This window comes from Gimesia sp. (assembly GCF_040219335.1).
GTDB lineage: Bacteria > Planctomycetota > Planctomycetia > Planctomycetales > Planctomycetaceae > Gimesia.
In genome coordinates this window covers 257,853-270,574 of record NZ_JAVJSQ010000019.1, presented here as the reverse complement: position 1 = coordinate 270,574, position 12,722 = coordinate 257,853, and the positions used below count along the sequence as shown (strand labels likewise).

Below are 12,722 nucleotides of genomic sequence, written 5' to 3'. Positions count from 1 at the left end.
AGCCTGGATGCCTGAAAGCGACCTGTTTCAGAGCAGGGCACTACGGATGAGCCACCAGGTGTAGCCGATGTAGCAGGCCAGGAGCAGAGCACCTTCGTAACGGTTGATGCGTCCCGGGCCTCCCCAGCCACGTCCCAGAATGAACAGGGAAAAGGTCAGCGCCAGCATGACCATCACATCGCGGGAAAAGACTTCTCCATTCACGGAAATCGGGTGAATCACCCCGGCCAGGCCGACCACAGCCAGCGTGTTGAACATGTTGGAGCCGATGACATTGCCGACGGCGATATCAAATTCCCCTTTGCGGGTGGCGATGATCGAGGATGCCAGTTCGGGAAGCGAAGTGCCTGCGGCGACGATGGTCAGGCCGATAACCAGATCGCTCACGCCAAAGTAGCGGGCCAGGAAGACAGCGCCCCAGACCAGCATGCGGGAACTGACGACCAGCAGTACCAGACCGACGAGCAGCCAGATTACGGCGCGTTTAATGGGCATGGTATGACTGGAGAGTTCGCGTTCCATTTCGGCTTCGAGTTCGTCGGTCGGATTGCGGACGGACTGCCAGATGGTCCAGCCCATCAGGAAGGCAAAGACCGATAAGAGGACAATCGCATCCAGACGGCTGATGTGTCCATCCCAGATCTGCCAGGCAGAGAGCAGGGTGCAACCGCCCAGAACGGGTAATTCCTTGCGGAGGATCTTGGACTGCACCGTCAGTGGATTAATGAGCGCTGTCAGACCAAGGATCAGGGCGATATTGGTAATATTCGATCCGTAAGCATTCCCGAGCGCAACGCCGGCGTTCCCTTCGGAGGCGGAGATGACCGAGACCACCATTTCCGGCAGTGAGGTACCAAAGCCGACGACAACCATGCCGATCAACAGGGGTGACATACCGAAATAGCGTGACGTCACTGCAGCACCATCGATGAAGCGGTCTGTACTCCAGATCAATAATGCGAGTCCGGCGATGATCGCGATAAAGGCAAGCAACATGATCGGGCCTGTATAAATCCTTAGCTCTTGAATGTGGTATTACTTGACTGTGGTATTAGAGGGGTCGGGAGTCTGGTTCTAACCAATCCGCCGTGGATTTTCCAGAGGACGTGGCGTTCAGAAAAAAATAATGGAAAATATGTGAGGATCGCGCGGGGCACATTTGCGAAAGCATGCGGGAAACGGACAATAGATGGAATGTTTTTCAACAAGTGCTCAGAGAGTGTGAAAAACAGCATGTGCAATCAACTTTGAGTTTATCTGCTGCGAAAGTCCAGGACACCCCTCGGGTGTATCGACAGTGATCACAAAAAAATCAACCCGGCCGGACGGTTCTTCAGTCTCTCGGTATCAAGGGCCAGGCGTGCGTCACGCGCTGACTCCCAATCGGTGGCTGGCCCCCGCGGAACTCTTTCTCAGTTCCTTCATCGCACTCATCATCCTGGGATCCCTCGGGCTGAAATTCCTGCCGGGCATCTACCAGGGAGAGCCCCTGAACTGGACCGATGCGATCTTTACGTCCACCAGTGCCGTCTGTGTGACCGGACTGATTGTCGTCGATACGGCTACGTACTTCACTCTGCGGGGCCAGGCGCTGATCCTGCTGCTGATTCAGCTGGGTGGTCTGGGGATGCTGATTCTGACCAGTGTGATCATCACTGCACTGGGGCGAAAAATCTCGCTGAACCTGGAATCCGTGACTGCGGATTCCCGCAAACTGATCCCGCAGGTTTCGGCGCGGCTGCTGATCACTAACATTCTGAAATTTACTTTTCTGATTGAAGCTGCCGGAGCATTCTTTCTGTATTGTTTGTGGGTGCCCCGCCTGGGCTGGAAGGGGGCTGCCTGGCCTGCAGTGTTCCATTCCGTGAGTGCCTTCTGTAATGCGGGCTTCTCGACGAACAGCAATTCGCTGATGAACTATCAGGATTCTCCCGGGACACTGCTGGTGATTTCGGTCCTGATCATGCTGGGTGGGCTCGGCTTCGTAACGATGCAGGAACTGAACCTGCGGTTTGCCCAACGTCAGCAGTCGCTGCCCCGGATCAAGCGCCTGTCCGTGCACAGTCAGCTGGTGTTGTGGACCTCCTTCATTCTGATCCTCGGCGGCTGGCTGTTGTTTGCCGGCTTTGAATGGAACGATCTGCTGGCTGAGATGTCTCTGACAGATAAGCTGACTAACTCGCTGTTTTTGAGCGTCACACCCCGGACAGCGGGGTTCAACTCGATCGACTACGAGCAGGCGACCGATAGTACAAACCTGTTGACGATGATCCTGATGATGATCGGCGGCTCCCCCAGTTCGACGGCCGGTGGGTTGAAAACGACCACCTTCGCGCTGCTGGGACTGCTGGCCTGGTCCAAACTGCGTTCGCAGACCACGACCACTTTCGCCAGCCGCTCGATTCCGGATGAAACCATTCAGCGGGGCACCGGCTTATTTGTGATCTCCACATCGGTGGTCGTGACGGGAGTCTTCCTGATGTCGTCGATTGGAGATTTCCATGGATACGAGCAGCGGTTCCTGGTGCGGCTGTTTGAAACGATCAGTGCGTTTAATACCGTGGGGCTTTCGATGGGCCTGACCGATTCGCTGTCGTTACCTTCGCGGTGGGTGCTGATATTTTTGATGTTTGCGGGGCGGACCGGGCCTCTGGTGATCGCATCCGCGTTGATTGTGCGCCTGGCACATCGCAGTAAATTCCGACTGGCCTACGAAGATGTCATCGTGGGTTAGTGATCGTATCTTAATTGTGAACTGAATATAAAGAGCAGGGCATTGCCATGAAACGTTTTGTGGTCATCGGACTGGGTAACTTCGGATTCTCCGTGGCACGCACCCTCTATGAAGGGGGACACGACGTGATCGCCATCGATCTCAATGAAACGCTGGTCGACCGGCTGGCGTCGCTGATTTCGCATGCCGTGGTCGGCGACGGAACCGACTTCGATACGCTGGTGCGCATCAGTGCCAAAGAGGCGGACGCGGCGATCGTGTCGACCGGAGATGACATCACCGCCAGCATCCTGGCCACGATGGCGCTGCACGATCTGAAAATCAAGGACATTTATGTCAAAGTTGTGTCGAATGATCATGCCCGCGTGATGGACCGCATCGGCGTGACCGATATCGTCTTTCCCGAACGTGATTCCGCGATCAGCCTGGCAACCCGCATGACCGGTTCCGCACTTCTGAACTACGTCAAACTGGGGAAAGGCTTCAGCCTGCAGGAGATGGGTGTGCCCAACGACTGGATGGGGAAATCGATCCGCGAGCTGAAACTGCGGCAGGAATACGATATTACCATCGTCGCCGTCCACGATATTCTGACGGATAAGATCATCGCCTCGCCCGACCCGGACAAGCTGTTGAATGACACGGATACGCTGCTGGTCGCCGGCGAAGACAAGATTCTGGATCAGATCGCTAATATTTCCTGATCCGTGGCCTATTCCCCTGATGGGTCGGAATACCGGAAACCACGTAGCGATCGTTGTGCGCAGGTACGGCTGCCTCCTGAGAGCCCCCCGGAAACCCTGTCGCGACAACATTTGTCTTGACAACTATTGTTGAAACGCGCATTAATTGAGATTATGAATCCACGAGCCAGCCAAACCGAATCGCAGCGTGTGAGCTTTGACTCACCGGAACAAGAGGTCTTCCTGCAGCTCTGGCGGACGTATGACTGCCTGAAGGTGCTGGAAGAGTCGCTGTTTGTCCAATTTGAACTTTCTCCGCAACAGTACAACGTTTTGCGGCTGTTACAGATGGCAGCCCCCGAAACGGTACAGACCATGGAGCTGGGCCGCCGGCTGATTTCCCGCTGTCCGGATACCACCCGCATGCTGGACCGCCTTGAGAAACGGGGCCTGGTGCAACGGAGTCGGTTACCCGAAAACCGCCGCGTGGTGGAGGTGACCATTACGGAGGAGGGGCAGACCCTGCTCAAACGAATGGAGAAAGCGGTGGTGCAGATGCACGGGCAACAGCTGGGGCATTTGAGTGACAGCGAACAGCAACGGCTGATTCGGCTGCTTCAGAAAGCACGTGCGCCGCATGAGGATGCCAGTTGTGACTGGCTGGATTCGCTGTAGTATTACCTGCCGGCTGGGGCCTGCCAGCCAGATCAAGTTTTGATGAGACAGCCAGATGAAAGGTCAGAGTTCCGCTTCTCCGTTACGCCCACTGTGGCCGTTCTGTTTGTGGCTGGTCCTGTTTTATGCAGTCTGGCTGACGGTGGTTCTGCTGACTGATGGCTGGGATACGCTGCGTGCTCACTGGCCGATCGCCGTATCGATGGCACTGGGTTCTTATATCGCCGGTTCGACCCCGATGGGGGGCGGCACGGTCGGTTTTCCGGTACTGGTCCTGTTTTTTGATATGCCCGGTTCCCTGGGACGGAACTTTGGTCTGGCTGTCCAGTCGGTAGGGATGGTTTCGGCCAGCATTTATATTCTCTCGGCTAGACGCCCGCTCGACTGGGGATTGCTAAAGCCGGCGCTGGCGGGTGCCCTGGTGGGAACACCACTGGGTGCTGCTCTGATCGCCCCTTTTGTTCCGGACCTGTGGGTCAAGCTGACGTTCGCGGTGGTCTGGTGCAGTTTCGGTATCATGCACCTGGTGAAGCTCAAAGAACTGGTGGCCGCCGAGGGAGTCAGTGACCGCTGGCGGCGCTACGATACGCAACTAGGGCTGGCCGTCGGTCTTACAGGCGGCATCGTGGCTTCGATTACCGGCGTGGGGATTGACATGATGGTCTATGCGACGCTGGTGCTGCTGTACCGGGCCGATCTGAAGGTGGCGATTCCGACCTCGGTGCTGCTCATGGCGTTTACGTCGGTTCTGGGTATCTTTTCGAACCTGCTGCTGTCACGGTTCGACCCCGGTCTGTATCACATGGATCCGGAAGTGTATGCCAACTGGCTGGCCGCGGCTCCGATTGTCGCCCTGGGAGCGCCCTTTGGTGCACTGGTGGTGAACCTGATTTCCCGCACGCCGACGCTGCTACTGGTGTCGCTGCTGTGTATCGTGCAGTTCGCGTGGACGATCATGCATGAACGGGTGACCGGAGTGGCCCTGCTGGCGGCACTGGGGAGCGTGCTGGCGATGAATGCCCTGTTTCATGTTCTGTACCGGTGCGGTCGCGGGGAGGCGCCCCTGGATCGTCCGGGCCTGGCTGCGGGATTGCCGCCAGTGGAACTGGTGGGGGATGAGCGGGTGGAGTGAACTGGTTGGAAATCGACATCAAATTAAATTTGACGCTCAAATACTACGCAACAAAACGAGCAGAATTTGTCGGTATTTTGGTTCATATTTACATGACATGTACACCTTGTATCGATATCATGTAAAAATGATCTAACCCTACGTAAAACCCCTTCAATTTCATTCGGAAACCTCTAACCACATATTCCCGTTCTTTAAAATGATGAGCGAGAAAAACAGTTCTATGAGTGATAATTTGCAACTTGACAACAACAAAGTAGAAGAGCTTCTCTCTCGTATGGAAGGCAATACAATTGACTTCAAACAGGCTCAATATGACTTCACAGCTTCAGATACAAAAGATCAAAAACGTAAAAGGGCTGAGTTTGTTAAAGATATCATTTCAATGTACAACACTCCTCGAGATGAGAATTCTTACATCATCCTTGGAGTAAATAAAAAACTGGACAATTCCTATGAAATCACTGGAATATCATCTCACATAGATGATGCTGAACTTCAGAGTAAGTTTACGGATTGGATCCATCCCATACCACGATTTTACTATCTACCCTATGAGTACTGTGGTAAACAGATAGGTCTAATAATAATTCCACCAGATAAAAATATTGGACCTTGTCTACCCTCAAAAGATTTACCGAGCTACCAACATCAAACTTTACGTCAACATCAGATTTACTTTCGTCGAAATTCGATGAATGATATTGCTACTGCTGATGACCAAAAACTCATATTTTCATGGTTTAGTAACGAACAACCTAGCAAAGCTATACCAGAGGGAGCACATTGGGATGATCTCATAGACGAAATGGGAGATTTTAGCCCCAAGTATTACTATGGTCTAATAGTAACTAAACTAAAAGATAAGCTAGACGAGTTGCCAAAAGCGTTAGGCCTCATCGACTGGGCTTTCGTAATCGACTTTGACAATGAAACTGATTCTTCGGGGCTTCTATCACTTGTCCAACCAGTAATAAACAGCCGTAGGTCTGTTCATCTTGTGACTAAGGGCGATACTCCATCTATAAACATAGAAAATGGAACTTACTGGTATTGTGCTAATGGTATATCTGGAAGATCAGAAACAATTCCTGCATCTGAAAAATTTTATGAATGGAACAAAATGTATGGCTTTGATCTCCAACATTTTTTTCATTCATTGGCTCGCGTCGCTACTTCGCGGCCAATTTCTATCTTAGTTTTATGGGATTCAAATAAACCAACAGAATCTCTGAATTCAATCATGACTAACATCAGTGCTACATTTGGTGAATCACTCAATGGAGCAATGATACTTGAGTCTCCTTCTTCCCAATTACAAGCCATCGCAGACAATTTTCATTTTTCTAATTTTATTATTCCTACATCACAATTATGTTTTGGAATTAAACATTTAATGAGTAAGCCAGACAACACCTCAAGTGTAGAGGTTTCATTACCTTCTTCGTCTGGCGCTCCCATCCCAATACCAAACAATAAGCTTGCCTGGCTCTCTGAGGAGCTTCAAATCCTACACCTAGCTGAAGGACAACGCTCACAAGGTGTTCACGAAACAGGTGCTGAGTTTTTAAGAGGTAATGAAATCTCATGGTATGAAATCGGATTAAATTATGACGTTACTAGAGACCTAACAAATAAAGTGATTCGTACTGTTCGCTCAGACCTAGGAAGTCGAGGATCAATCAGAATCAACCTCTACCATGCTCCTGGTGCTGGTGGTACTACAATTGCAAGACGGATTATGTGGGATCTTCACACAGAATATCCATGTATGCAATTGTTACGAACTACTCCTAATGAGACTTCTGAAAGACTAAAATACATTGGGTCATTAACCAACAAAGCAATGCTACTAGTTGTAGACGCCGGCGCAATATCTGACCGTGAAGCAGATGCTCTTTACGAAGCAATAGCAGCCAATCACCTGCCTATAGTTCTCTTGCAAGTAACCCGCCGATTTGGAAAACCAAAAGAGCAAAAAAGAGCACTCTATCTTGAGAGTGAACTCTCGCCATCAGAAGCTGACAAATTTGTGCATTTTCTAGAAAGAGAAGAACCTTCTAGAGGAACTGAGTTACGGCATGTAATTCAAGAAGCCACACCAGAAACTGTTACCCCTTTCTACTTAGCCCTGGTAGCCTTTGGACGCAATTTTGTACGACTTTCTGATTATATATCCATCAGAATTGAAGCTTTATCAGAAAATCAAAAAAAATGTATATGCTACATGGCTCTTGCACATTTTTTTGGACAAAGAGCTATACCGATACTATTCTTCGCCGAAGAATTTGGCGTCCCATCCAACCGCCCCATCAAAATGAATAGTCTATTCCCATCGTCAACCTTAGAGCTTCTAGTTGAGGTAAAACCCAACTATTGGAGGACTGTCCACCCTTTAGTCGCTGAAGAATGTATGCGACAGATTTTTACTCCCAACAACGCAGACCAAGAAGCTTGGGGGCAATATTTATCAAAATGGTCTATTCAATTCATCGACTTCTGTAGGGGAACTAATCCGCTAGTCTCGGATGAATCATTAGATATTGTCAGGCAAGTCTTTGTATTTAGAGATAATTCAGAAATACTCGGATCTGAGCGCGCTGGGACTGTGTACTTCTCCGAGTCATTAGAAAAAATACCATCTCCAGAGGGAAGACTTGAAGTATTAAAATACTTAACCCAGTCTTTTCCGGAAGAAGCTCATTTCTGGGCTCATCTCGGGCGTTTTCTAAGTACTGTTCTCAAAGAGCACAATTCTGCCCTTGAATCCGTAGAACATGCGATCTCCTTACAGCCAAACGATCATATTCTACATCATATGAAGGGGATGGTAATTCGAGCATATGTCTACCAACTAATTTCTGAAAAAAAACCTATTGAAGATGTTGTTGATCATGCTGCAAATGCCGCAAATTCATTTTTGCAAGCTAGAGATCTCGAACCAGACGATGAACACGGCTATATAAGCGACGTACAAATGTGTCTAAAAATCCTTGACTATTGTGGAGAAACACAGAAAAGTAAGCCCATCATTGCCGCAACTAATCCATCTACGCCGAAATGGGTCAGGGAAAGAGTAGAATACATTGAGGATCTCTTACTACAAGTAAGGCAAAACAGAGAAGGCGAAAAGCCGAGCCGCTTTGAAGAAAAATGTAGAGCAGATCTTTCTTTTATTTATGGGGACCACAGCACAGCTCTTCAGAGATGGGATTCAATGCTCACAAGACAAGACGTGTATAGTCCACCAATACGTCGACAAATCATTTGGGCTTACCTCTCGCGTGGTGACAGAAAATGGACATCATTAAAAAATAGTGAGATAGAAAGATCCTTAAAACTTCTGAACGATAACCTTGACGAAGAGCCAAATAACGAACGCAACCTGCGGCTGTGGTTACAAGCAATCAGAATGAGTCTTCATCCTCCAAGCCTGGATACTGTAATAGAAAAGCTTGCATATTGGAGAGCAAACAGTGACACGCTAGAACCTGTTTTCTATCTCTTTGTTGCCTATAGCCTAAAAGCAATTGAAGGGTCATCCTTAGCCAAAGATAACGCTCTTAAATGTCTTGAGGAATGTAGTATTCGCTCGCGTTATCGACGGAATCGCTCAAAAAGTTTTGAGTGGCTAGGTATTGGGGATGGGCTCAAACGTCTAATACATCAGGATTCTCTGGGTGATTGGGATAGCGATAAACAGTTTTGGACTGACCCTTCTAAACTAGAACGAGTAAATGGAATCATACGACGCATCCAAGGGCCAGAGTCTGGAGAATTAGAAATAGATTCAGGATTGAGAGCTTTTTTCGTTCCCGCTCGATCTGGGCACTACAAAGGTGAATCTGAAAACCGACGTATAACATGTTTCATAGGATTTAGTTACGATGGTTTACGAGCTTGGTCAGTAAAAGACCAAATTTAACATCCGTTACTAACAACCAGAATGACTGTAAGGTTATATCCCCACAATTCTCATCTCCCTCCGAAATAAATGGTCATTTCTTTTTGTTCATGATCTGAAGTTCATCTCACTTTGCTGCATTTATTACTGTTTTTACGGGTCCTCCAGGGCAAGATTTCGCTCGCTTTATCAGTATTCACTTACAGGAGACTCGTGACAGTTCAGTGCTGCCTGGTTTTTATCTGGTGTAGCTCGCGCCGCTGCTTACGATTCATTGTTGCTGTCATGGCACCTTGCTGCGCGGTGGTTTTCTGGACGGCAGGTTTCTCCTGACCGTTTCCTGCTCGCGTTGCTCGCCCCGAATTGCATTCGGGGTTACCCGATGATTTGTGTGGGATGCTGCTGGCAGATTCGTAGATCGAATTTCTAATGATTTGAGTTGTTGTTTTGCATTGCTTCGTATTTTGTGGAAGGGCATGGGGAGGTCAAGGGGTTTTGACTTTTGAAATGACTTTCAGACCTGCTGAATGTGCAGTGAGTGTGCCGCGAGTTGGTTTGAATATGCTCCGAAATGATTTGAAATTTGACGAGACAACGGGAACCGGTGGCGGATGTTCCGGTGTAGAAGGGGTGAAAATCGACGGTGATTCAGGTGCTGATGAGTCGCATGTTCCGGTTTTTCAGTGCACGCATCGTCCGCCTCGCGCGCGAAGCACAATTGCAATACTTTACGATTCGGAAAGCGGGGATCAAGGTCAGTCTATGCAGTCCTGTGCACTGAACGAGTCAGATAAACACGGGGAAGTAGAGATATTTTCCACAGGGAAACAACTGGAATGGGAGGTAATGATGAAGCGCATCAAAAAAGAGAGTGAACCTGAGATACGGTCCACTCTCTGTGAGCATATTGTCGGGGCGGGCTCAGCCTTCCCAGCGGGTCTTCATGAATTCGAGGCCCTTGGTTGCCAGATGCTCTTCGGTGGGGAACATCTTCCGCCAGATGCGGGTGGCAGCGGCCAGGTCGGGCAGGGCCAGACCGAAGGCTTCGATGGTGAACCAGCCGTCGTAGTTGATTTCTTTGAGCGCAGCGAAGGTTTCGTCCCAGTTGACGCCCCCCTCGCCGGGGGTGGAGCGATCGTTTTCGGAGATGTGCACGTGGACCATCTGATCGGCACAGACTTTGACAGCTTCGGTGATACTTTTCTCTTCGATGTTGGCATGGAAGGAGTCGTACATCATCTTCAGGTTCGGATGATTGACTTCTCGGGTGAACTGAGAACAGTCTTCCGCCGTATTGAGGAAGTAGCATTCAAAGCGGTTGAGGTATTCACAGACCAGAATCACGTTGTTGGCCTGGGCGTGGTCAGCGGCCTGGGCGAGGATTTCCTGGCCGTACTTCCATTCGTCAGCGGTGCGACCAGAGCCGGAGAATTCGCCGAGTGCGGAGTGAATGGGGCCACAGAGGTGAGTGGCTCCAGAGGCGGCACACATATCGATCATGCGTTTAAGACGATTCAGGCCAGCTTCGCGGATGGCGGGATCGCTGGAGATCGGGTTCTCATCCGGCGTGCAGACAGTGACAGCGGTGCGACCCAGACCGAGTTCTTCCAGTTTGTTTCCGACCTGAGCGAATTTTTTCTCATCCGCCTCAAAGACAGGCAGCTCGACGCCATCATAGCCCCAGCCTTTGATCTGCTCGAGCAGTCCGAAATGGGACTCATTCACATCGGAGGTCCACAGCAGCATGTTTAAGCCGTACTTCATTGTTGTTATCTTTCAATCACTGGAGATTAAAAATGCTCAGGCGGCAATAAATCGTCGAGACGCTTTTCTACGATTTCCCGACCTGTTTTGAGAACTGAGATCGTACCTTCCGGTAACGGTTGTAGTTTGACCCGTTTCATGACCTGATTCAAGCGTAAGTGCATTCTTTGTGGATCCGGGTAATCTCTTAAGAAAGCTTCTTTATGGAACAGCACCAGCCAGGCCCTGAGTTGATCGGTTTCGCGGGTTGTCATGCGATTCGTGGCCTGTTGTGTCACGAAGGGATCGATCTCCCGGAACGCATCGTAGTAGCGGTCGATCAGTCCGGGGTTCTGATCGATGAGGACGGCATCGAGCAGAAGTTCGGTGGTGATGTGACCGAGGAAGCCGACGCGAGCGGAGTCGTCATTCTGAAAGAGTTCGCGGAACAGCAGCGAGAGATCGGTGGTGATTTCGAGGAAGCCCTGCGTGGAGTGAAACCAGTGGTCGTCGTCGAGATGCTGCTTGATGCCACAGGCGAGTTCGGCCTGGATGCTGTCAGTCTCTTCGACAAACGGGGCGACGTTTTTCATCCGCAGACGGACGCGTCGATCTACCACGGAGAGGAGGTCGGGCAGGGCGGTTCCTGCCAGGAAATAGGGGCGATCGACGAATCGCATTCCATGGGCAAAGTAGTTCATGATACTCTGAATTTTGCTAACGGTCTCTGTTCGGTTCGAATGCTCAATCGTAGCGGATTGGCCGGAAGATTCACAGTTGCCACAAGGGGATTTAGGGGAACCTGTCCCGGGAAGGGAGGTGTGACATTGGATACGAGCTGTCAGGAGCGTATAATGCCTGACACTTCGCTGAGTTTAACCAACGCTGAATTTGTGCCGAAAGTAAACTATGTCTGAGTCTCCTTTAAATTTGATGTTCCTCCTGCGGGATCAAAGCGCACACATTCAGACGGCCTGGGATCAGATCCATGCATACCTGCAATCCCAGTCTTCGGTCTATGTCTCAGCAGTCTCCGTGATCGAAGATTTTACACCCGATGATTCCGAAGCCGATCTGGTGGTAGTACTGGGGGGCGACGGCGCGATCCTGCGTGCCTGTCGCCAGATGGGACTGAATCAGCTGCCGATGATTGGTGTGAACCTGGGTCGGCTGGGATTTCTGGCAGACCTGACTCCGGACGGGTTCTGCAAGAACTTTGCCCAGATCGTGGAGCGCAAGTATCGGATCGTCGAGCACCTGATGTTCGAATGCAAGCACTATCTGGCGGACGGATCGGTGAATACCTACCTGGGACTCAACGAGGTGGTAATCAGTTCTGCCGGGGCGATGTCGATGATCGATGTCGAATTGACGGTGAATAACGAGCTGGTGACGACTTACAGTGGCGACGGGCTGATCATCAGTACGCCCGTGGGTTCGACCGCGCATAGTCTTTCGGCAGGTGGCCCGATTTTGAAACAGGACCTGCAGGCGTTTGTGATCACTCCGATCTGTCCACATACGCCAACCAACCGACCACTGGTTGACAATGCAAACGCCCTGTACTCGCTGTCTTCCCCGAATGCACCGGAAGGAGCGATGCTGGTGATTGACGGGCAGATCAAGGTTCCCTATGCCTCTGGTGACCGCCTGGAACTGAAGCGGGCTCCGGTGGCATTCAAACTGGCCCGGATTCCGGGATTCAACTACTATACGCGTCTGAATCGCAAGCTGGGCTGGGGAGGCCAGCCGAAATATGGAGCAGAATAGTTAAATACCTGAAAAAACTGCGCTTCCGGTCCTAAATTGATCTCCCCACGCAGATTCAGATCTGCTATTTTCACCGCAGTT

At 50.5% G+C, this 12,722-nt stretch carries 9 protein-coding genes; 6 read left to right on the top strand and 3 right to left on the bottom strand.

Annotated elements, in window-relative coordinates; genetic code table 11:
* Positions 1 to 27: 27 nt before the first annotated feature.
* Positions 28 to 996, bottom strand: a complete 969-nt coding sequence (locus RID21_RS16205) for a calcium/sodium antiporter (RefSeq protein WP_350190585.1) — start codon at positions 994 to 996, stop codon at positions 28 to 30.
* Positions 997 to 1,360: 364 nt separating this feature from the next.
* Here RID21_RS16205 and RID21_RS16200 point away from each other — a divergent pair, with 364 nt between their 5' ends.
* From RID21_RS16200 to RID21_RS16180, 5 genes are all read left to right on the top strand, one after another.
* Positions 1,361 to 2,734, top strand: coding sequence for a TrkH family potassium uptake protein (locus tag RID21_RS16200; protein WP_350190583.1), 1,374 nt, complete (start codon positions 1,361 to 1,363; stop codon positions 2,732 to 2,734).
* Between the two features lie 47 nt (positions 2,735 to 2,781).
* Positions 2,782 to 3,438 (top strand): potassium channel family protein, encoded by a 657-nt coding sequence (locus RID21_RS16195; protein WP_145185001.1) that lies wholly within the window; start codon positions 2,782 to 2,784, stop codon positions 3,436 to 3,438.
* A gap of 153 nt (positions 3,439 to 3,591) precedes the next feature.
* Positions 3,592 to 4,092 carry a MarR family winged helix-turn-helix transcriptional regulator gene (locus RID21_RS16190; protein WP_350190581.1) on the top strand — a complete coding sequence of 167 codons (501 nt, stop codon included), beginning with the start codon at positions 3,592 to 3,594 and terminating at the stop codon, positions 4,090 to 4,092.
* A gap of 55 nt (positions 4,093 to 4,147) precedes the next feature.
* On the top strand, positions 4,148 to 5,224 hold the full coding sequence (locus tag RID21_RS16185) for a sulfite exporter TauE/SafE family protein (RefSeq protein WP_350190579.1): 1,077 nt from the start codon (positions 4,148 to 4,150) through the stop codon (positions 5,222 to 5,224).
* Between the two features lie 223 nt (positions 5,225 to 5,447).
* A complete protein-coding gene (locus RID21_RS16180) occupies positions 5,448 to 9,149 on the top strand; it encodes an AlbA family DNA-binding domain-containing protein (protein WP_350190577.1) in 3,702 nt (1,233 codons plus the stop codon).
* A gap of 900 nt (positions 9,150 to 10,049) precedes the next feature.
* On the opposite strand, the gene RID21_RS16175 is transcribed toward RID21_RS16180, so the two are convergent.
* Together RID21_RS16175 and RID21_RS16170 are read right to left on the bottom strand one after the other, a co-directional pair.
* Complete coding sequence (locus RID21_RS16175; RefSeq protein ID WP_350190575.1) at positions 10,050 to 10,892, bottom strand: sugar phosphate isomerase/epimerase family protein; 843 nt, start codon at positions 10,890 to 10,892, stop codon at positions 10,050 to 10,052.
* A 26-nt stretch (positions 10,893 to 10,918) separates the two neighbouring features.
* Positions 10,919 to 11,572, bottom strand: a complete 654-nt coding sequence (locus RID21_RS16170; protein ID WP_350190573.1) for a hypothetical protein — start codon at positions 11,570 to 11,572, stop codon at positions 10,919 to 10,921.
* Positions 11,573 to 11,780: 208 nt separating this feature from the next.
* On the opposite strand from RID21_RS16170, the gene RID21_RS16165 reads away from it, so the two are divergent.
* Positions 11,781 to 12,641: an NAD(+)/NADH kinase gene (locus RID21_RS16165; RefSeq protein ID WP_145184982.1), complete on the top strand. Its 861-nt coding sequence runs from the start codon at positions 11,781 to 11,783 to the stop codon at positions 12,639 to 12,641.
* The last annotated feature ends 81 nt before the right edge of the window (positions 12,642 to 12,722 follow it).